This is a genomic window from Aeromonas rivuli (assembly GCF_020149575.1).
In the GTDB taxonomy this organism is placed as follows: Bacteria; Pseudomonadota; Gammaproteobacteria; order Enterobacterales; family Aeromonadaceae; genus Aeromonas; species Aeromonas rivuli.
In genome coordinates this window covers 2,429,662-2,451,138 of sequence record NZ_CP079742.1, presented here as the reverse complement: position 1 = coordinate 2,451,138, position 21,477 = coordinate 2,429,662, and the positions used below count along the sequence as shown (strand labels likewise).

Sequence of the window (21,477 nt, the reverse complement as noted above, 5' to 3'; positions counted from 1 at the left end):
GCAGACCCATGGAGGAGGAGTGGCAGGGGTTGTTTGCTGCCATCCCTATTCTCCATGGCTTGAGTGAGGCCCAGCAGGCTCAGTTGGTGACTCTGGCGCGCCGCCTGCTCGAGCGCAAGAGCTGGACCCTGCTCGGTGTCGAGCTGAGTGAGCGTCAACGGCGTGCCCTGGCACTGCAAGGTGCCTTGCCCATTCTGGCGCTCAGTCTCGACTGGTATCGGGGCTTTCATGAGATCATCATCATTCCCGAGCCCGTCGCTCGCCGTCAGCAGGTGCAGGACGAGTTCGGTCTGGTGAGCGAGTGGGAGGAGGAGAATGCCGGCGAGGCCTGGCCACAGGGGCCGCTGGTGCTGGCCTGGAGCGAGCTGCAGCAGGACGGTGATTGGGATGGCTATAACCTCATCATCCACGAGCTTGCCCACAAGCTCGACATGCTGGGGGGAGAGGCCGACGGCGCGCCCCCTTTGCCAGCGGGTTTGACAGGATCTGAGTGGGCCGTCACCTGCCAGCAGGCATTCGACCAGCTTCAGGGCCAGTGCGAGCGGGGGGAGACGACATTGATAGACTCTTATGCTGCCAGTCATCCGGCCGAGTTTTTTGCCGTGTGCAGCGAGCTCTTCTTCAGCCAACCCCGGCAGCTGCATCACGCCTTCCCGGCGGTGTATGGCTTGTTCACCCGCTTCTATGGTCAGGAGCCCCTGCAACGGCAGCCGGAGGCTGACGAGGGGGAGGGGGACTCGCCGTCACCTTAGTCCGCGTACAAGAGAAGCGGACTGCGCAGAGGCGTGCGGTTGGCAAGGGACAGATAGCAAGAAGGCACCCTGGGGGTGCCTTCTGTGTTTCATCGCCGTGGCGAGGGTCAACCTGAGGCTGGCCCTTGCCTGCGGGCGCTTAGGCGGCGGCTTTAAGCTGCACGGTGGCGGCTTTCTTGTGATCGCCAATCGGCAATACGGTGCGACCGAACTGCTCATTGATCACGGTCGCCATGGCCAGGTAGATGGCGCTGGCACCGCAGATGATGCCTTCGAAACCGGCGATGTGACCGATCAGTGCGCTACCGGTGAAGTTGTGGGCAGCCAGCAGGAAGAACAGCACGGTCAGGGAGGCGAACACGAACTGTTTGGCGCGCGGGTAGTTGACTGTCCCGACCATCATGAAGAGGGTGAACATGCCCCACATCAGCAGGTACCAACCCATGAAGGCGGCGGGGGTGGCTTCGGCCAGGCCCATTGCCGGCAGGACCATCAGCAGCACCAGGCTCCACCAGAAGGTGCCGTAGGAGATGAAGGCGGTGACGCCGAATGTATTGCCACGCTTGTATTCCATGATACCGGCGATGATCTGGGCCAGACCGCCATAGCACAGGCCCATGGCCAGGATCATGGCGCTGATGGGGAAGAAACCCGCATTGTGGATGTTCAGCAGGACAGTGGTCATGCCGAAGCCCATCAGACCGAGGGGGGCAGGGTTGGCCAGTTTTTCGCTCACGCTCACGTGGTGTTCTCCAAAAATGTGTGGGGGTTGTTCAAAGGACGCGGGATTTTAGGCAGGGCTCCACGCCCTCGCAAGGGGAAAGGGCAGTTAAATAGTAAAAAAACTACAACTCAGACCAGCGCAGGGTTAAATCGTGGCTAATCAGTGGTTAATTGGTAAATAAAAGGTAGGGAGCAGGTTGTTTTTTTGTGTTTATTACCAGATTGGATGCCATCAGGTCTGATCGGGGGAGGGGGCCAGTTGGGCGCCGCTATCTCTCTCCGTCGTTGATGTGATGCCAAGTGCAGCCTCCGCAGCACATCCCTCGCCGCCACAAGGAAGCCACTCTCTTCATCAACCGTGGATGAGATGCCAGGTACGGTGTCCGCCGCAGGTATCGCTTGCCTCGGCAGGTGAGGGCACCAGGTGGGGTCGTCTCTCTCGAGATATTGGATCTCATTCCGACAACCGGCGAGGCAGGGCACCTGGGGTTGCCGGGATCATTGACTGGCCGGGGTCGTCAGGATTGTCTCCACACGAGCCGACAAAGAGATGGTTGCATTTCGAACGAATATGCCATCAAACCAGAGTTTGATGACCATGTTTAAAACACAGTGTGACAGAGCCCTGGTTCAAGCGGCTTAGCAGCGGTTCGGCGCCGGGCACCTCCCGTGTGAGTCCAGCTTGAACGGGGCTCATGCCCGCGCATTGGCAGGCTCAGAGATGGGATGGCAGTGAAAAACCGGGTGCCGCAGCTGGCGAGAACGGAGGTTATTCAGCCCCCATTGAAGGGAGTGTGAGCCCCTGTCGCAGGCGGTGCTCACGCTGGCCATCAGCGCGGCCTAGCTCAGAGAGAGCCTGACACCCATCCCGGAGAAGGGGCTGTTCGGGAGAGGAGGACCCTGTGCGGAGGCGTCGCCGGGGATGCCGCGCAAGTCGCTCCTGCGCGCTGGTTGCCGGCATCACAGGGTGAAGGGCAGAGACAGAGGAGCCATCCCCAATGCGTTTGCCCAGCCGAGTGGGCAGCTCACTCATCCAGGGTGAGCACCACCCTGGCGGTCTTGTCGGTCTCCTTGACCTGGCTGTCGAGCACGAACAGGCGATCCGGGGTAATGGCTTGTGTCTCGACCAGATAGCTCTTGGTGTTGCGGGCCCGGGCCATGGCAAGGTTGCGCAGTGACTTGGCGGTGATGAGCTGCTGATCCCGCAGCAAGATGACCGCCTGATCCCGCAACGCCATGCTGGTGACCGCCAGGCCGAGCCGGTCCGCCAGGGCCGCGACATCCTCCTTGAAGCGCTCCTGATAGGCCTGGGCCAGGGCGGTCTGCATGGCCTCATCTTGGCCAAGTCGGGTCAGGTCAACCGGGCTGCCGGTGATCCTGGCCAGTACCCGCTCCAGCTTCTGGCGTTGCAGCAGGGGGCGCTCCTCGTTGAAATTCACCTTGCCGCGGATATTCATGCTGAGCTGGGGTCTGGCCTTGAGCGCCTCGGCGAGCTTGGCCAGCTTGTTCTGCTGGCTCTGTGTCAGCTCATACTCGCCGGGCGCAAAGGAGAGTTCATCGAGATCTTTCGTCCCTCCCGCGAGGGAGGCGAGCAGGGAGAAGGGGGAGGTGATGGCCTTGCGCAGCGTGTTGCCCAGCACATTCCAGAAGATGCTCCCCAGGCTGAAATCAGGCTGATCCAGGTTGCCCTTCACCTTGAGGTTGAGCCTGATGACGCCATTGGCATCGCTGAGCAGGGCCACAGCCAGTCCCAGCGGCAGATCCTTGGCCTTGTCACTGGCTATCTTCTCGCCCAGTTGCAGCTTCTTGATGATGATGTCGTTGTCGCCCTCCAGGCGGTTACCGACCAGGCGATAGTTGAGCTTCATGGTGAGCTGCCCCTTGTCGATGGCATAGCCCGCATAGGTGCCGGAATAGGGGCTGAAGCTGGTCATCTCCAGATTGTTGAAGGCGACGGCCAAGTCCAGCTCGGGCTCATCGATGAGCAGGTTGGCGCCGCCCCTGATGGTCACGGGGGCATATTTGTCGACCTTGCCGTTGAAGGCGATGTCGGATCGTTGGTTGGGAATATTGGTGATGTGGCGGCTCTGACCGTTCAGATCGGCAATATCGGCATTGAACTCCTGGCTCAGGCTGCGATCGGCAAAGCGCAGATTGCCCTGCTGGACACGGATCTGATCGATGACCAAGCGAGGCTCCGGGCCTGCATGGGTAGTCGCTGAGCCCTTGCCCGCCGCAGGGGCAGGCAAGATCAGCTGCTGAACATTGGTGGTGCCATCCTCGTTGATCTCGATGCGGGCAAAGGGTTGGCGCAGCAAGATGTCATCTATCTTCACCTGCTGGCTTAATCCCTCATAGTGGAGCCCGGTCAGCTCGAGTCGGGCTATCTGCAGCAAACGCTGGTTGTCGGCGCGACTCAACACATTGAGTCCATCGATGTCGAGCCCGCCGCCAAGGTCAAACTTGGTGAGGTCACCCTTGTCATTGGTGGCGAGGGCGAGCTTGAGCCGGCTCGACAGCACTCCCTCTTGTACCTTGACGCGGGCTCGCTCCTGCAGATAGGGCTGGGCCCAGCTCAGTGGCAATCCTTGCTGCTTGATCTCCCCCTCCAGGGCGAAGGGCATGGGGGTCAGTTTGCCCTCGAAGGCGATCTGAGCCTGCTGGTTGAGGCTGCTCTTCAGGGTGAGGAGGCTTGCCTTGCCCAGGCGGTTATCGAGCCCGCTCAGGGTCAGTTCGAGGCTCGTCAGCTCGCGGGTCAGCGGCTTGCCGCTGCTCGATTCGAGCAGGTTGAGACTGCCTTTGTGCAGCGCAATCTGGCCGAGCTGCCAGCGCCAGGGAGCACTCTGTGGCTTGGCGGCCTTGCCCCCCTTGGTGGTGGCGGGCTTGGGCTTCGTCTGTGCAAGCCGGGGCGCCAATACCTTGCTCAAGTCCAGGTTGTGCTGAGCATCCAGGGCGGCGCGCAGCACAGGTTGCTGCAGGTTCAGGGTGCCAATTTTCAGCAGTTGCTGCCGGCTATCCAGATTGATATCACTCAGCGCCAGTTGCGTGAAGCGGGCAAACTCTGCCCCCTTGGGGTGTGTCAGTTGCCACCCATCCAGGGTCAACTTGCCCTTGCTCAGTTGCCAATCCAGTCCCTGCTTGCCTGGGGTCAGGCGATAGCTGGCCCGGGCGCTGGCCTGACCCTTGTTCAAATCCAGCGTCAGATAGGGGGCCCAGAGCGGGGCAAAAGCCTTGAGGGGCAGCTTGGCCAGGCTGAGAGTGCCCTGGCTGGCGCCACGCAGGCTGAAACTGCCCTCGGCCTTTAGCGGACTCTTGCCGAGATTGGCGGCCAGGGTGTAGAGCGTGTTCTGATCGGGAAGCGAGCCGAGATGGGTCAGGGTGAGCGTCAGCCCCGTCAGGGTTTGGGGCGGCAACCAGCCATCGGCCTGTGCGGGACGGCTGTCCCGATAAGTCAGGCTGCCCTGCTGCAGCGTCAGCCTGGCTATCTCGAACAAGGGGGGAGAACCGGGTGGCTCACTGGCGGCCCTGGGGGAGGGGGCAAGCAACTGGCTCAGGGCATCGGTCAAATTGAAGCGGGGCGTGCCTGGCTGTTTGGGATCGGGGGCCAGCCGCTGCAACGCCAGTTTGGGGGCGAGCAGGGTCGCCTCGGTGAGTACCAAGCCCTTTTGGTGCCAACTTGCCTTGAGATCGGGTCTGAGGCTGAGCTCGGCCAGGCTGAGCAGGGGCTTGCCGTTCTCATCGGTGAGGGCGCTGGGGCCCAGGGTCAATGAGGGTTGTTGCAGATTGACCTGGATCTTGCCCAGGGTGAGGTTGAGGCCATACTCCTGTTTCAACCAGCCGGGCAGATAGCGCACCGTCAGGGCGGGGGCTTGCCACAGCAATATGATGACTCCGATGAAGAGCAGCAGTAGCAGGCCGGCGATGAGCGACAGCACAAGGCGGCGGGAAGGCAGAGCCATCGAATTCTCCTGAAGGGGCGAGACGCGCTAGCTATAACATGCCCTTGGGGCTAAGGGCCATAGGCAGAGTCAATCGCCACCTACTGCTCTTCACGTCGGGGCAGGGGATCGCAGGCAGGCCGGTCCAACGTCCGTTTGGTCCAGGCCTGCAATTACCCGTCTCTTATTGCGCATCAGCCCAGCTGGCCCAATCCCCCCTGATCACCGAGATTATCGAGGGCCCCGGCGCAACGTCGCTCGGCGCTTTCCAGCTCGGCCAGCACCATCTGGATGTCTTCTTGCTGTTGGCGCAACGCCTCGCGCTTGGACTCAATGAGCTGAACCATGGAGAGCAACTGGGTGCGGCTGGATCTGTCGGTGTCATACATGTCAAAGAGTTCGCGGATCTCGGCCAGGCTAAAGCCGAGGCGCTTGCCGCGCAGGGTCAGCTTGAGACGGATCTTGTCCTTGTGGCTGTAGATGCGATTCTGGCCCTCCCGGGTCGGGGAGATGAGCCCCTCATCTTCGTAGTAGCGAATGGTGCGGGCCGTGATGTCAAACTCCTGCGCCAGTTCCGAGATGCTGTAGGTGACCTCCTTGCCGGCGTGATTATCTGACATGGCAGCTCCCCTGGTGGTTGTCCATCTCTCGCCGGGCGGCGAGGGCGCGACCGACCCGGGAGGCGTTGGGTCGGCCAAGCAGCTCGCTCACCCATTGACCGGTGGCGGCGAGACTCTCTAGATCCACCCCGGTCTGCATGCCCAGCCCTCGCAACAGATAGACCACCTCTTCACTGGCCAGATTACCGGACGCCCCCGGTGCATAAGGGCAGCCGCCGAGCCCGGCCACCGAGCTGTCGATGGTGCGAATGCCACGCTCCAGGGCTGGCATCAAATTGGCCAGGGCCTGACCATAGGTATCGTGAAAGTGCACCGCCAGGCGCCCGGCGGGGATCTCCCGCAGCACGGCGTCGAGCATGGGCACTACAGTGCCTGGGGTGCCGACCCCAGTGGTGTCCCCGAGGGATATTTCGTGGCAGCCCAGATCCAGCAGCCGTTCGGCCATGGCCGCCACCCGCTTGGGACGGGTCGGGCCATCGAAGGGGCAGGCGATGACGGTGGAGAGATAACCGCGCACCCGGATGCCCAGGCGGCGCGCCTCCTGCACCAGAGGGGCGAAGCGCACCAGAGACTCCTCCACGCTGATGCCGATATTGGCCCGGGTGAAGCCATCCGTGCAGGCGGTGAACAGGCCAATCTCATCGACCCGAGCGTTGATGGCCCCCTGCAGCCCTTGCAGGTTGGGCACCAGGGCGCCATATCGAACCGGCGCTCTGCCCGGCATGGCGCCCCGGGGCAGGGCGGCCAGCAGGGCGGCGGAGTCTGCCATCTGGGGCACCCGTTTCGGGGAGACAAAGGCGCCGACCTCGATGCGCTGCAAGCCGCTCTCGCCGAGTCGCCGGATCAGCGTCAGCTTCTGGGGCAGCGTGAGCTGGACCACTTCGTTTTGCAGGCCATCCCTTGGCCCCATCTCGACCAGGCTGACCCTGTCATCCTGCTCCATTATCTGCGTCATGCTGATCCCCTCTATGACTCTGGTTGCGGCCAACCACTATGTGGTGGCAAGAAGGCTGCTGTGAGCCCTGTCATGGCTAGCTGGCGGCCTCTGTACTCTCCAAAAAGCGCACCAGGGGAGCCCCCTGGCTGACCTGATCCCCCTCGCGGCAGAGCAGTTCGGCGATGACGCCATCTTGCTGGGCGCGCAACTGGTGCTCCATCTTCATCGCCTCCAGCACCAGCAGTGGCTGGCCCCGGCTCACTGCTTGACCGGCCTCTATCAGCAGGGCGACCACCAGGCCATGCATGGGGGCCAGGGTGACGGACCTGCCGCTCGCCTCATCCCCGTGGTGATCCTGTTGCGCCACCTCCTGAGCCGGGCCGAAGGGGATCTGTTGTCCCGCCAAGGTCAGCACGAAACCTGGTTGGCGTTGATCCCCCTGGCGCAAGGTTCGGACAGGGTAGCGCTGCCAGCGCCCCTGCCACTGCAGGCGAATATGATCCTCGGCCATGACGTAGGGGATCGACTGGCCCTGCCAGCTCAGTTTTCCCTCGGATGAGTGCAGGGTGAGTTGATGGCGTTGCCCGGCCAGGGTCACGGCTGCCGTCCAGGTCTGGTGTCGTCCGAGCCGAAATCCGGTCGCCTTGTGCCAGGGATCACTGCTGGCGGCACTATGGGCGAGCCAGAGGGTGGCCAGGGGCACCGCGAGCTCGGGCAGAGGCTGAGGATCGGTGGGGAGTGGCCACTGGGTATGGTGACGCACTCCCAGCACGTCCGGCTCCTGGCACAGGCGTGCCAGCAAGGCGCCGTTGTGAGTCAGCGGGCCTATCTCCAGGGCCGTGAGGGCCTCGCTCAATCTGGCCAGGGCCTGGGCGCGGTGCTCGCCATGGGCGACCAGCTTGGCGATCATGGGGTCATAGTAGGGGCTCACGGCGTCACCCGCGGCCACCCCGGTATCGATGCGCACCCCTGTCGGCCAGTGCAGCCAGTGGATGGGGCCGCTCGCTGGCAGGAAACCGGCGGCCACGTCCTCGGCGTAGAGGCGTGCCTCCACCGCGTGGCCGCGCAGCTGAACCTGATGTTGGCTCAGGGGCAGCGGGCGTCCTTCGGCGACGGCGAGCTGCCAGGCCACCAGATCCAGACCCGTGACCGCTTCGGTCACAGGGTGTTCAACCTGCAGGCGGGTATTCATCTCCATGAAATAGAAGGCGCCCTCGCAGAGCAGGAACTCTATGGTGCCAGCCCCGCGATAGTCGATGGCCATGGCGGCGGCCACCGCGGCGTCGCTCATGGCGCGGCGCAGCTCGGGGGCGATATCCGGGGCTGGCGCCTCCTCGATCACCTTCTGATGACGGCGCTGCAGCGAGCAGTCCCTGTCCCCGAGGGAGAGGGTGTAGCCGCTGTTGTCGGCAAACACCTGCACCTCGACGTGCCTTGCCCCGGCCAGGTAGCGTTCGAGCAGCACATTGTCATCGCCAAAGGCCGCCAGGGCTTCCCGCTTGACCGCCCCCAAGGCGTCATCGAAATCGGCCAGCGCCTCGACCCGGCGCATCCCCTTGCCACCGCCGCCGCTGGCGGCCTTGATGAGCAGGGGAAAGCCGATGCTCTGGGCATGGGCTCTGAGGGCGAGCAGGCTCTGATCTGCGCCGTGATAGCCGGGCAGCACCGGCACCCCCGCCGCTTCCATCAGCGCTTTGGCGCCGGATTTGTCCCCCATGGCGAGGATGGCGGCCGCCGAGGGGCCGATGAAGCGGATCCCGGCCTCCTCGCAGGCAAGGGCGAAATCGCTGCTCTCAGAGAGAAAACCATAGCCGGGGTGGATGGCGTCGGCCCCAGCCTGCTTGGCGATGGCGAGCACCTTGGCACCGTCGAGGTAGCTCTCCCGCGCAGGTGCCGGCCCCAGATACCAGGCCTCGTCGGCTTCACGCACGGGCATGGCCTGGTGGTCGGCATCCGAGTAGAGGGCGATGGTGTGAATGCCGAGGCGGCGCGCGGTCTTGATGATACGCACCGCTATTTCGCCACGATTGGCGATCAGCAGTCGTTTGATGGGGACTATCTCTGTCATGACATCTGCTCCGGGGATGAGGCGGCGACGGTGAAAAGCGGCAGTAGGCGCACCCCGGTTTTTTCGCCACGATTGGCGATCATCTGCCATTTGATAGGGACTAGCTCTGTCATGGTTTCTCCTTGCATTCGGGACGCCAGGCGGGCGGGCGCTTGTCAAAGAAAGCCTGCATCCCCTCCTGGGCCTCGGCGCCGACCCGCACCCGGGCAATGGTATCCACGGTCAGCGCCTGGTGTTGACTGGCGGGCAGATGGGCGAGCTTATCGAGCAGTGCCTTGGTGTCGGCCATGGCCGCCGGGCCGTTCTGGCACAGCGTTCGGGCCAGAGCGCGGCCCTCTTCCAGCAAGGCGTCGGGGCTGAACCGCTGATGAATCACGTTGAGCCGACAGGCGGTGATGGCATCGAAGGGCTCGGCACTGAGCATGTAGCGCCGTGCCTGGCGCTGCCCCAGGGTGCGCACCACATAGGGGCTTATCACCGCTGGCACCAATCCTAGCCCCACTTCGGAGAGGCAGAAGCGGGCATCGTCGCTGGCCAGGGCGATGTCGCAGGCACAGATGAGACCAAGTGCCCCCCCATAGGCGGCGCCCTGCACCAGGGCCAGGGTGGGGAAGGGCAGCTCGTCCAGGGTTTGCATCAGCAGGGCGAGCTGGCGGGCATCCTCCCTGTTGTGTTCAACATCGGCATGGGAGAGATCCCGCATCCAGTCGAGATCGGCGCCGGCGCAAAAGTGTTTGCCCTCGGCGCGCAGCAGCAGCGCCCGGGGACTGTGCTCAGTGCGGCCAGCCAGCTCGCGCAAGGCGCCAAGCAGCCCCTGGATCAGCGCCTTGTCGAAGGCGTTATGGCGTGCCGGGCGACAGAGCACCAGCTCAGCCAGGGGGCCAGTCTGCTCCAGGCGAAATCCGGCATCCGGGGCGGCCCTGTTGTCGAGGGCGGCAGGGGATGACCTCATGTCTGCGTTCATACGGGCTCCTTACATCCGGAAGATGCCATATTGCTCGGGGGTCACTCGGGCGCGGGCCAGGGCATCCTGGCAGGCGGCCAGGGCCAGTGCGAGTACGGTGCGGCTCTGGGCCGGGTCGATGACCCCATCGTCCCAGAGCCGGGCACTGGCGTAGTAGGGGTGACCCTGGCGTTCATACTGGTCGAGCACAGGGGTGCGGATAGCCTGCGCCTCCTGCTCGTCGAGGGGCTTTCCCGCTGCGGCGAGCTTGTCGCGGCGCACCTGCACCAAGACGCCAGCCGCCTGTTCGCCCCCCATGACGGAGATGCGGCTGTTGGGCCAGCTGAACAGGAAATCGGGGTCAAAGGCGCGGCCACACATGCCGTAGTTGCCGGCGCCAAAGCTGCCCCCGGTGATCAGGGTGAGCTTGGGCACCCGGCTGCAAGCAACGGCAGTAACTAGCTTGGCACCGTGTTTGGCGATCCCTTCGCGCTCGGCCTGGCTGCCCACCATGAAGCCGGTGATGTTCTGCAGAAACAGCAACGGGATGGCGCGTCTGTTGCAGAGCTGGATGAAGTGGGCGCCCTTCTGGGCGCTGTCGCTGTGCAGCACACCGTTGTTGGCGAGGATCCCGACGGCCATGCCCTGGATGCGGGAGAACCCGGTGACGAGCGTGGTGCCGTACAGCGCCTTGAACTCGTCAAAGTCCGAGCCATCGACCAGGCGAGCGATGATCTCCCTCGCCTCCACCGGCCGCTTCAGACTGGTACCGACCAGACCATAGAGCTCCTCGATGGGATAGACAGGCTCCCGATAGAGGGGGCGGTTGGCTGGCTGGTCGCCCCCCAGATTGCTGACCAGGGTGCGGGCCAGTTGCAAGGCATGGTCGTCATCTCTGGCCAGGTGATCGGCAACGCCAGAGTGGGCGCAGTGGACCAGGGCCCCCCCCAACTCTTCGGCGCTGATCTCCTCGCCAGTGGCGGCTTTGACCAGGGGGGGGCCGGCCAGGAAAATGGTGGCCTGCTGCTTGACCATGATGGACTCGTCCGCCATGGCGGGCACATAGGCGCCGCCTGCGGTACAGAGCCCCATCACCACGGCGAGCTGGGGGATACCCTGGCCCGAGAGGCGAGCCTGGTTGTAGAAGATGCGACCGAAATGATCCCTGTCGGGAAACACCTCGTCCTGCATCGGCAAGAAGGCGCCGCCAGAGTCCACCAGATAGAGGCAGGGGAGGCGCAGCCGCTCGGCGATGGCCTGGGCACGCAGGTGTTTCTTCACCGTGAGGGGGTAATAGGTGCCGCCCTTGACGGTGGCGTCGTTGACCACCAGCAGGCAGAGCCTGCCGTTGATGCGACCAAGCCCGGTGATGATACCGGCGGCGGGGACGGCTTCGTCATAGACCCCCCAGGCCGCCAGGGCGGAGAGCTCGAGGAAAGGGGAGCCGGGGTCGAGCAGCCGGTCGATGCGCTCGCGGGGCAGCAACTTGCCACGCCCGGTGTGGCGGGCCTGATTGACGGCGCCGCCCCCCAGGGTTATCTCCTCCAGCCGATCGTGCAGATCCTCGACCAGGGCCTGCATGGCGGCCCTGTTGGCCTCATAGTCGGGGCTATGGGTGTCGAGCTGGGAGTGGATCTGGCTCATGCGGGCTCCCCTAAAAAGGTGTGAGGGAAAAGGTCTGCCCGGTGAGTCACAGAGCGACCGGCGCTATGGCGTGTTAGCTGGGCGTGCAACGGCTTCATGCAGACTCTCCCATCAGCTCGCGGCCGATGAGCCAGCGGCGGATCTCCGAGGTGCCGGCACCTATCTCGTACAGCTTGGCGTCCCGCAGCAGGCGCCCGGTCGGGTATTCGTTGATGTAGCCATTGCCGCCGAGCAGCTGGATGGCATCCAGTGCCATCTGGGTGGCATTTTCCGCGGCAAGCAAGATGGCGGCGGCGCAATCCTTGCGACTGGTCTGCCCTTGATCGCAGGCGTTGGCCACCGAGTAGACCAGGGCCCGGCTGCTGGCCAGGCGGGTGTACATGTCGGCCAGCTTGCCCTGCACCAGCTGGAATTCACCGATGGCCTGGCCGAACTGCTTGCGCTCGCGCACATAGGGCAACACCACGTCCATGCAGGCCTGCATGATGCCAAGGGGACCCGCCGCCAGCACCACCCGCTCATAATCGAGCCCGCTCATCAATACCTTGATGCCCCCGTGCAGCGGGCCGAGCAGGTTCTCTTTGGGAACGTTGCAGTTGTCGAACACCAGCTCGCAGGTACTGGAGCCCCGCATGCCCAGCTTGTCGAGCTTCTGGGCCGTGCGAAATCCCGGGGTGCCCGCCTCGACGATGAAGGCGGATATCCCCTTGGCCCCCGCCTTGGCATCCGTCTTGGCATAGATGACGAAGGTCTCGGCATCGGGGCCATTGGTGATCCACATCTTGTTGCCGTTCAGCACGAAGTGATCGTCCCTCGCCTCGGCCAGCAGGCGCATGCTCACCACATCGGATCCGGCACCAGGCTCGCTCATGGCCAGGGCGCCCACCTTGGCGCCGCTGACCAGATCAGGCAGGTAACGCGCCTTCTGATCGGGGGTGCCGTGGCGGTGGATCTGGTTGATGCACAGGTTGGAGTGGGCACCATAGGAGAGCCCGACCGAGGCGCTGGCCCGGCTCACCTGCTCCATCACCAGCACGTGGGCCAGGTAGCCCAGGCCCACGCCGCCATACTCCTCGCCGACTGTGATGCCATGCAGGCCGAGACTTCCCATCAACGGCCAGAGATCCCGGGGAAAGAGGTTGCTGCTGTCTATCTCGGCGGCGCGCGGCGCTATCACTTGTCGACAGAAAGCGCCGACCTGGTCGGTCAGGGCCAGCAGGGTCTCATCCATCAATGGGGGCATAGCTGTCTCCTTGTCATCACGAGGGTGGAGGGGGTCTGAGTGCGGGGACGGCAGGCAATAATGGGCACCTTGCTGTCGTCCTGACTGGTCAGTCCATCTCCAGAGTTAGTTTACGTTAGCGTAAACGTAAATCAATTGTTAGTCTAAGGTAAAATCCCTTGTGGTGAGGGAGCTGGCCGCGCTGCCGCCCGCTCAATCCTGTGCAATCCAGTCGTCTGACCAGACTCAAAGGAGTTAAGAACATGACCAGCCATGCCACCCTGTACGGGGATCTGCCGCTCTACATCAACGGCGGGCCCCATGCCTCGACGACGGAGCAGTGGATAGAGGTGACCAATCCGGCGGATCAGAGTCTGCTGGCCCGCGCCCCCAGGGCCACGGCAGAGGAGGTTGAGCTGGCGGTGCGCAGCGCCCAGCAAGCCTATCTGCTGTGGCGGGATGTGCCTGCGCCGGAGCGGGCCAGGGTCATGTTCAACTATCAGCATCTGCTTAAAGTCCATCATGACGAGCTGGCCACCCTGCTGGCTCAGGAGACGGGCAAGAACTTTGCCGATGCCAAGGGGGATGTGTGGCGCGGTATCGAAGTGGTTGAACAGGCCTGCGGCATCGCCAGCCAGACCATGGGCGAGACCATGGGCAATGTGGCGCGGCGGGTCGATGGGCACTCCTGGGTGCAACCGCTGGGGGTCTGCGTCGGTATCACCCCATTCAACTTCCCGGCCATGATCCCGCTGTGGATGTTTCCCCTGGCCATCGCCTGCGGCAATGGCTTCGTGCTCAAGCCCTCCGAACAGGATCCGCTCACCCCCATGCGGCTGGCCGAGCTGTTCACCGAGGCGGGGGCCCCGGCGGGCATCCTCAGCGTGGTGCACGGCGGTGCCGAGCAGGTGGATGCGCTCTTGACCCACCCGGACGTGAAGGCAGTCAGCTTCGTCGGCTCGGCCCGGGTCGGGGCTCATGTCTATCGCACCGCGACCGAACAGCTCAAACGCGCCCAATGCTTTGTCGGCGCCAAGAATCACATGGTGATCATGCCCGATGCCAACAAGGGGCAGGTGCTGAGCAACTTGGTGGGGGCCGGGGTCGGCGCCGCCGGTCAGCGCTGCATGGCCATCAGCGTGGCGGTGTTCGTCGGCAGTGCCCGCGACTGGATCCCGGAACTTGCCGAGGCATTCGCCGCCGTGCGCCCCGGGGTGTGGGACGATCCGCAAGCCGCCTATGGCCCTCTTATCAGCCCGGAGGCCAGGGTGCGGGTGGAGAATCTGATTGAAGCGGGTAAACAGGAAGGGGCCGAGTGTCTGCTCGATGGCACCCTGTGCGAGGTGGCAGGTTACCCGGTCGGCAACTGGGTGGGCCCCACACTGTTTCGCGGCGTGACGGCGCAGATGGGGCTCTATCGGGAGGAGATCTTCGGCCCCGTGCTCTGCTGCATGGAGGTCGACAGCCTGGCTGAGGCGCTCGCCCTCATCAATCGCAACCCCTATGGCAATGGCACCTCCATCTTCACCGGTTGCGGCGCCGCGGCCCGTACCTTTCGCCACGAGGTGGCGGTGGGCCAGGTGGGTATCAATGTGCCCATCCCGGTGCCGCTGCCGTTCTTCTCCTTCACCGGTTGGCGCGGCTCTTTCTATGGGGACTTGCACGCCTACGGCAAACAGGCGGTGCGCTTCTATACCGAGACCAAGACGGTGACCGAACGCTGGTTTGACGAAGACATTCCCACTGGCCCCAACATGACCATCAGCCTGCGTTGAGTGAGGACTCTTGCCCATGAATTTCAATCTGACCGAAGATCAGCAGGCCTACTGCGATGCCGCCACCGCCTTTGCCAACGAGGCGTTCAAGCCCAATGCCGCCCGCTGGGACAGGGATCATGAGTTTCCCATCCAGACCATCAAACAGGCGGCCGAGCTCGGCTTTTGTGGCCTCTATACCCAGGAGCCATATGGCGGCCTGGGGCTGCCCCGGCTCGACGCCAGCCTCATCTTCGAGCGCCTCGCCATGGGCTGCACCTCCACCACCGCCTATCTCACCATCCATAACATGGTGAGCTGGATGCTGGGGCGCTGGCTGCCCGCCGAGGTTGCCGGGGAGTGGGTGCCACGTCTGGCCAGTGGCGAGTTGCTCGGCTCCTATTGCCTCACCGAACCTGGGGCGGGCTCGGACGCCGCCGCCCTCAAGAGCCGCGCCCTGCGCGACGGCGATGATTACCTCATCGAGGGGAGCAAGGTGTTTATCTCCGGGGCGGGCAGCACCGATGTGCTGGTGGTGATGGCCCGCACCGGCGGTGAGGGGGCGGGAGGGATCTCCGCCTTCATGGTGCCGGCAAACAGCGAGGGCATCGTCTACGGCAAGGCCGAAGAGAAGCTGGGCTGGCACAGTCAACCGACCCGGGAAGTGGCCTTTAACCGGGTGCGCATTCCCGCCAACTATCGGCTGGGGGAAGAGGGGGAGGGGTTCAAGTTTGCCATGCAGGCCCTGGATGGCGGTCGCATCAACATCGCCAGCTGCTCCCTGGGCACGGCCCAGCAGGCCCTGGATGATGCCCTGGCCTATGTGACCGAGCGTCAGCAATTTGGCCGCCCCATCGGCGAGTTTCAGAGCGTGCAGTTTCGTCTGGCCGACATGGCGACCGAACTGGCCGCCGCCCGGCTGCTGGTGCGTCAGGCGGCGGCCAAGCTCGACGAGAACAGCCCGGACAAGAGCGCCTGGTGCGCCATGGCCAAGCGCTTCGCCACCGACATCGGTTATCAGATCTGCGATGAGGCCCTGCAACTCTTTGGCGGCTATGGTTATATCCGCGAATATCCCCTCGAACGCTATCTGCGCGATACCCGGGTACATCGCATCCTGGAGGGAACCAACGAGGTGATGCGACTCATCATCGCCCGTCGCCTGCTGGCCACTCCCTCACTGAATCTGCTATAGGGGCGATGCCATGACGTTGCCCGCACACAAGGATGATCCCATGACAAGGATACGGCTCGAATACCATGGCCACGTGGCCTACATCACCCTGGACAACCCACCGGCCAATACCTGGACCCTGGCCAGCCTGCGCGCCTTCGTGCAGATGATGGCCGAGCTCGACGGCAAACCCGAGATAGTGGCCCTGGTTATCCGCGGCGCCGGTGACAGGTTCTTCTGCGCCGGCGCCGATCTCAAGATGTTTGCCGACGGCGACAGCCTGCATGCCGCGCAGGTGGCCGAGGCCTTTGGCGAAGCGTTCGAGGCCCTGGCTCGCTTTCACGGGGTCAGCATTGCCGCCATCACGGGGTTTGCCATGGGGGGCGGGCTGGAAGTGGCGCTGGCCTGCGATATCCGCATCGCCGAGCAGCAGGCCATCATGGGGCTGCCTGAGGCGTCGGTGGGACTCTTGCCCTGCGCCGGCGGCACTCAGCGCCTGACCGAACTGGTGGGGCCGGGTTGGGCCAAGCGCCTCATTTTGTGCGCCGAGAAGGTCGATGCCACCCTGGCCTACGAGATAGGCCTGGTGGAAGAGGTGGTCAAGGTGGGTTGCGCCTGGGAGGCCGCCCGGCAGATGGCAAGCCATGCCGAGCGCCAAAGCCCCGCCGCCCTGCGCGCCTGCAAACGGCTCATCAACGAGGGGCGTCGCCGTCCTCGTGATGAAGCACTGCCCATGGAGCGCGCCCTCTTCCTCGACCTTTTTCAGGATGCGAATCAGCAAGAGGGGGTGGCGGCCTTTCTGGAGAAGCGGGCGCCGCGTTGGCACTACGGTCGAAGTGATGACATCCAGGGTCATGGCCAGCGCGAGCCAGGCAAACAGGCGCAGTGATGGCCGCAAGCAAGCCAACCACAGCCGCTTTGAGTGAGGAGCACGAGATGAGTGATGGGGTAAAGGTCGCGTTACTGCCGACCCGGGATGGCCAACGGTTGGGGGTGCTGACCCTGGACAGTCCGGCGTCCCTCAATGCCTTGAGCCTGCCGATGATCCAGGCCTTGGCGCAGCAGTTAGCTGACTGGCAAGACGATGACACAGTGTGTGGCGTGCTGCTGGAGGGGGCCGGGGAGAAGGCATTCTGTGCCGGGGGGGATATTCGCGCCTTCTATCATGAGCGCCAGCGCATGACAGACCCTGAGCTGGCGGATTACGCCTGCGATTTCTTCGAGCAGGAGTACCGGCTCGATCTGCTGATCCATCACTACCCCAAACCGCTGATCTGCGTCGCAGATGGCATCTGCATGGGGGGCGGCATGGGGCTGTTTGCCGGGGCCCGTTTTCGGCTGGTGACGGAGTGTAGCCTGCTGGCCATGCCGGAGGTGAGCATAGGCCTCTATCCGGATGTGGGGGCCAGCTGGTTCTTGAGCCGGTTGCCGGGCCGCGTCGGGCTCTGGCTCGGCCTGACCGGGGCCCGTATCAATGGTACCGACGCCCTGGGGCTGGGGCTGGCCGATGGGGCGCTGAGCAGAGCCGCTCGCCCTCAGCTGCTCGAGGCATTGCTGCGGCTCGACTGGCGGCAGCCGGCAGAGGAGCTCGATGACAGCCTGGCGTTGATGCTGGGAGCATTGGGGGCGGCAGCGCCGCTGCCCGAGCCGCTGCTGCTGCCTCATCTCGCGCAGATTGAATCCCTCTTGCTCGGCCGCAGTCTGGTGCGGGTGCTCGATCGGCTATTCGACGCCCCTTTGACAGGGTCGCTGGCACAGCAGCGGGACAGTTGTCGCAGCGGCAGCCCCTTGAGCCGCGCCTTGTTGTGGCGCCAATACTGGCAGGGGCGTCAGCAATCACTGGCGGGATCCTTCGCCAATGAGCTGACCTTGTCGGTGAATTGCGTCCTCAAGGGAGACTTTATCGAAGGGGTCAGGGCGCTGCTCATCGACAAGGACAAGCAGCCCCGCTGGCAAGACGCCGAACAGACTGCTATCGCGGAATTCTATCGCTGGCCCGCCTGCGCGGGGGCGAGCAATCCCCTCTGGCGCGAGCTCAAGGGACAAGCGACTCATGGAGACAGCAGCATATGACGACAGGGGTAGGTTTTATCGGCCTTGGCAACATGGGCGGCCCCATGGCCGCCAACCTGGCCAAGGGGGGGCTGCGGGTACAGGTGTTCGATCTGCTGCCCGATCATCTGATTGCGGCCAAGCAGGCGGGCTGTCACTGCGCCGCCAGTGCCGCCGAGGCGGCAGCCGGCTGCGAGCTGGTGATCAGCATGTTGCCTGCCGGGGAGCACGTGATGGGGCTCTGGCTCGGTGACGGGGGAGGCAATCCTGGCCTGCTCCAGGCCCTGGCCCCCAATACCCTTGTCATCGACTGCTCCACCATCGATGTCGCCTCGGCCCGCGCCGTGGGGGGCGCCGCCCGCTTGCTGGGCCATCGCTTCATCGATGCCCCCGTTTCAGGCGGGGTAGTGGGGGCGGCGGCGGGTACCCTCACCTTTATCGTCGGTGGCGAGGCGGCGGATTTTGAATCCGCCGGCCCTGTGCTTGGGTTGATGGGGCAGAACCTGTTTCATGCCGGTCCCCTTGGCGCGGGTCAAATCGCCAAGATGTGCAACAACATGCTGCTTGCCATCCACATGGCGGGTACCGCCGAGGCGTTGGCACTGGGGGTCAAGGAGGGGCTGGATGCCGCCGTGCTCTCCGGCATCATGGCCAAGAGCTCGGGCAATAACTGGAGCCTGGAGCGCTACAACCCCTGGCCCGGGGTGATGGAGAGTGCCCCGGCGTCCCGCGGTTACAGCGGCGGCTTCATGACCCGGCTCATGGTCAAGGATCTGGGACTGGCCATGGGATTGGCCGAACATGCCCACAGCGCCGTGCCCATGGGGGCGCTGGCGCGTAACTTGTTCAATCTGCACGCCAGTCGAGGGGAGGGGGATCGCGATTTTTCCAGCATCCTCAACCTCTATCGGGAACCCGATTGAGACGACATCCCCAAGGAGCGGGCCGCACTGGGCCCCTCCACTGAGATAACGAGGAGCCTTGATGGATCTGAATAATAAATTGATTGCCGTGACAGGGGCGGGACGGGGCCTCGGCAGGGCCATTGCGCTGGCCCTGGCCGAACAAGGGGCCAGCCTGGCACTCATCGATGTCAATCGAGCGGATCTGGAGATCACCGAAGCCGAGTTGCAGAGCCGGGGTGGCCGCTGTTCACTCCATGTCTGCAACGTGGCAGATGAGGCGGAGGTGGAGGCAAGCTTCGCCGCCATCCATGACCTGGGGCCCCTTGCTGGCCTTATCAACTGCGCCGGGATCTTGCGCGATGGTCTGCTCATCAAGATGAAAGAGGGGGTGCTGACCGACAAACTCTCCCTGGCCCAATGGCAGGCGGTGATCGATGTCAATCTGACCGGCACCTTCCTGTGTGGCCGCGAGGGGGCCGCCCTGATGGCGCGCCATGGCCAGGGGGGTGTCATCATCAACATCTCCTCCATTGCCAGGGTCGGCAACATGGGACAGAGCAACTATGCCGCCAGCAAGGCGGGGGTGGCCGCCCTGGTGGTCACTTGGGCGCGGGAGCTGTCGCGCCATGGCATCCGGGTGATGGGCATCGCCCCCGGGGTCTTCGCTACCGAGATGACGGCGGCGATGAAGCCCGAGGCGATGGATCGCATGCTGCACGCCATCCCCGCCGCGTGCCTGGGGGAGGCGCACCAGCTCGCCGATGCGGTGCGCTTCATCCTTGGCAATGATTACCTGTCCGGGCGCATGATAGATCTCGATGGTGGCCTGCGCTTGTAGCGGGGCAGCGTCATCAAACCAGCGAGCGCGGGGCGAAGGCCCCGCCTTGTGGTCTGCTTTGTGGCCCGCACAGCGAGCGAGATGCGGCTCTTCCCCCAGATGCACCATGACGACCCTGGCTTGCGTGCTTATGCAAGGCACCAGGATCCGGGGTCAGATCATGGTATTCCCTGAAAGTGGCGACAATCCGGCAGAGTTTGAGCCAGCTCACAGGCCGTGCCCGTGACTTCTGTAAAATTGCGCCCGGTCAAGGCGGCCAACGATTGATATGGCGAAGGATTGCGAGCCGTATAGTCATGCAATATAGTTGCCGCCTTTTTCAGGGGGCAGGGACAGTCGCTCCATCATGATGCGAGTCGAATTGAGCAGGGATTCTCAACCGCCGCCAAGACAAGCAACAGGATAGAGATGGACAAGAAACTCGGGCTGGGTGCCCTCATCTCACTGGTGATTGGCTCCATGATCGGAGCCGGTGTGTTCAGTTTGCCGCAAAATATCGCCGCCCATGCCAGCGCCGGAGCCGTGGCCCTGGGCTGGACCATCACCGGACTTGGCATGATCTGCCTGGCCCTGGTCTATCAGAGCCTCTCCCTGCGCCGCCCGGATCTCGATGGCGGCATCTTCAGTTATGCCAAGGCCGGATTTGGCGATTTTATCGGCTTCAATGCCGCCTGGGGCTACTGGATCTGCCAGCTGCTGGCCAACGTCTCCTACGCCGTCGTGGTGTTCAGCGCCCTGAGCTACTTCTTCGATACCCCGGACAATGTCATCTTCGGCAATGGCAATACCCCCACCGCCATCCTGCTGGCGTCCCTGCTCATCTGGTCGGTGCATGCGCTGGTGCTGCGCGGGGTGCAGGTGGCGGCCCTGGTCAACATAGTGACCACCATCGCCAAGATGGTGCCCCTCATCGTGTTCTGCGTCGCGGTGCTGCTCGCCTTCAATCTGGACACCTTCACCCTGGACTTCTGGGGGCAGGGCAATGGTGAGCTGGGATCCGTGATGGATCAGGTGAAATCCACCATGAAGGTGACCCTCTGGGTCTTCATCGGTATCGAGGGGGCCGTGGTGGTCTCGGCCCGGGCCCGCCAGCGCAAGGACGTGGGCCGCGCCACTGTGCTGGCCTTGCTCGGCGCCCTGACGCTGTACGTGATGGTGACGCTCTTTTCCCTGGGAGTCATGAGCCAGCCTGAGTTGGCGGCCCTGAAGAATCCCTCCACCGCCATGATACTGGAGGCCGTGGTCGGGCCCTGGGGCGCCTGGCTCATCAATATCGGCCTGGTCATCTCGGTGATGGGGGCCCTGCTCAGCTGGACAGTGCTGGCCGCCGAGGTGCCTTTCATCGCCGGCAAGACGGGGGTGTTCCCGGCCTGGTTTGCCCGGGAGAACAAGCGGGGATCTCCCAGCGTCTCCCTCTGGTGCTCCACCTGCCTGGTGCAGGCCTTCCTCATCATCATCTATTTCCAGAACAGCACCTATCTGGCCCTGGTCAACATCACCACGGCGGCGGCCCTGGTGCCTTATGTCTTCTCGGGGGCCTATGGCCTCAAACTAGCCCTGAGTGGCCAGACCTATGAGGGGCAGCCATATCAGCGCAAGCGGGATCTGTTGTTGGCCCTGGTGGCGACCCTCTATGGCTGCTGGCTGGTCTATGCCGCCGGGGTGGAGTACCTGCTGCTGGTGGCCCTGCTCTATAGCCCGGGCATCTTCATCTACTGGAAGGCGCGCCAACATCACGGCCTGCGTGGTCTCAACCGACTGGAGCAGGGGATGACGGTGGCCCTGCTCGGCTTCGCGGTGCTGGCGTTTTACAAGGTGATGGACGGTACCATTCCCCTGAGTTAATCGGCACAATAGCGAGGTGGCCCATGGGCCACCTCTTTTTTTGCCGATGATGATCGAGCCAG

16 protein-coding genes are annotated in these 21,477 nt (G+C 63.9%); 8 read left to right on the top strand and 8 right to left on the bottom strand.

The genetic code is table 11. From position 1 onward, the window contains the following. Nucleotides 1-8 precede the first annotated feature (8 nt). Nucleotides 9-752: a M90 family metallopeptidase gene (locus tag KYK33_RS11480; RefSeq protein ID WP_224433000.1), complete on the top strand. Its 744-nt coding sequence runs from the start codon at nucleotides 9-11 to the stop codon at nucleotides 750-752. 139 nt (nucleotides 753-891) lie between these two features. Here the strand turns inward: KYK33_RS11480 and KYK33_RS11475 are convergent, their stop codons facing one another. The 8 genes from KYK33_RS11475 to KYK33_RS11440 form a co-directional block, all read right to left on the bottom strand. After that, a complete protein-coding gene (locus tag KYK33_RS11475) occupies nucleotides 892-1,488 on the bottom strand; it encodes an acetate uptake transporter (protein WP_042042287.1) in 597 nt (198 codons plus the stop codon). Between the two features lie 1,012 nt (nucleotides 1,489-2,500). Further along, nucleotides 2,501-5,434, bottom strand: a complete 2,934-nt coding sequence (locus KYK33_RS11470) for a DUF748 domain-containing protein (RefSeq protein WP_224430584.1) — start codon at nucleotides 5,432-5,434, stop codon at nucleotides 2,501-2,503. 173 nt (nucleotides 5,435-5,607) lie between these two features. Further along, entirely contained in the window at nucleotides 5,608-6,033 is a 426-nt protein-coding gene (locus KYK33_RS11465) for a MerR family transcriptional regulator (RefSeq protein ID WP_224430583.1), read from the bottom strand. Then, entirely contained in the window at nucleotides 6,023-6,988 is a 966-nt protein-coding gene (locus KYK33_RS11460) for a hydroxymethylglutaryl-CoA lyase (RefSeq protein ID WP_224430582.1), read from the bottom strand. Before KYK33_RS11460 ends, KYK33_RS11465 begins: the two co-directional genes overlap by 11 nt. A 76-nt stretch (nucleotides 6,989-7,064) precedes the next feature. Continuing rightward, the gene (locus tag KYK33_RS11455; RefSeq protein ID WP_224430581.1) at nucleotides 7,065-9,038 is read right to left on the bottom strand and encodes an acetyl/propionyl/methylcrotonyl-CoA carboxylase subunit alpha; all 1,974 of its coding nucleotides are present in this window, start codon (nucleotides 9,036-9,038) and stop codon (nucleotides 7,065-7,067) included. A gap of 109 nt (nucleotides 9,039-9,147) precedes the next feature. After that, entirely contained in the window at nucleotides 9,148-9,990 is an 843-nt protein-coding gene (locus KYK33_RS11450; protein WP_396021396.1) for an enoyl-CoA hydratase-related protein, read from the bottom strand. A gap of 21 nt (nucleotides 9,991-10,011) precedes the next feature. Continuing rightward, nucleotides 10,012-11,625: a carboxyl transferase domain-containing protein gene (locus KYK33_RS11445; RefSeq protein WP_224430579.1), complete on the bottom strand. Its 1,614-nt coding sequence runs from the start codon at nucleotides 11,623-11,625 to the stop codon at nucleotides 10,012-10,014. Nucleotides 11,626-11,719: 94 nt separating this feature from the next. After that, on the bottom strand, nucleotides 11,720-12,868 hold the full coding sequence (locus KYK33_RS11440; RefSeq protein WP_318010398.1) for an isovaleryl-CoA dehydrogenase: 1,149 nt from the start codon (nucleotides 12,866-12,868) through the stop codon (nucleotides 11,720-11,722). 242 nt (nucleotides 12,869-13,110) lie between these two features. Here KYK33_RS11440 and KYK33_RS11435 point away from each other — a divergent pair, with 242 nt between their 5' ends. From KYK33_RS11435 to arcD, 7 genes are all read left to right on the top strand, one after another. After that, complete coding sequence (locus KYK33_RS11435; RefSeq protein ID WP_224430578.1) at nucleotides 13,111-14,622, top strand: CoA-acylating methylmalonate-semialdehyde dehydrogenase; 1,512 nt, start codon at nucleotides 13,111-13,113, stop codon at nucleotides 14,620-14,622. Nucleotides 14,623-14,638: 16 nt separating this feature from the next. After that, entirely contained in the window at nucleotides 14,639-15,796 is a 1,158-nt protein-coding gene (locus KYK33_RS11430) for an acyl-CoA dehydrogenase family protein (protein ID WP_224430577.1), read from the top strand. A 40-nt stretch (nucleotides 15,797-15,836) separates the two neighbouring features. Further along, nucleotides 15,837-16,664, top strand: coding sequence for an enoyl-CoA hydratase (locus KYK33_RS11425; RefSeq protein WP_224430576.1), 828 nt, complete (start codon nucleotides 15,837-15,839; stop codon nucleotides 16,662-16,664). 47 nt (nucleotides 16,665-16,711) lie between these two features. Then, nucleotides 16,712-17,848 (top strand): enoyl-CoA hydratase/isomerase family protein, encoded by a 1,137-nt coding sequence (locus KYK33_RS11420; RefSeq protein ID WP_224430575.1) that lies wholly within the window; start codon nucleotides 16,712-16,714, stop codon nucleotides 17,846-17,848. Further along, nucleotides 17,845-18,750, top strand: coding sequence for a 3-hydroxyisobutyrate dehydrogenase (gene mmsB, locus KYK33_RS11415; RefSeq protein WP_224430574.1), 906 nt, complete (start codon nucleotides 17,845-17,847; stop codon nucleotides 18,748-18,750). Before KYK33_RS11420 ends, mmsB begins: the two co-directional genes overlap by 4 nt. Before the next feature lie 61 nt (nucleotides 18,751-18,811). Beyond that, complete coding sequence (locus KYK33_RS11410) at nucleotides 18,812-19,570, top strand: SDR family oxidoreductase (protein ID WP_224430573.1); 759 nt, start codon at nucleotides 18,812-18,814, stop codon at nucleotides 19,568-19,570. Nucleotides 19,571-19,978: 408 nt separating this feature from the next. Beyond that, nucleotides 19,979-21,415, top strand: a complete 1,437-nt coding sequence (gene arcD / locus KYK33_RS11405) for an arginine-ornithine antiporter (RefSeq protein WP_042042108.1) — start codon at nucleotides 19,979-19,981, stop codon at nucleotides 21,413-21,415. Nucleotides 21,416-21,477 lie beyond the last annotated feature (62 nt).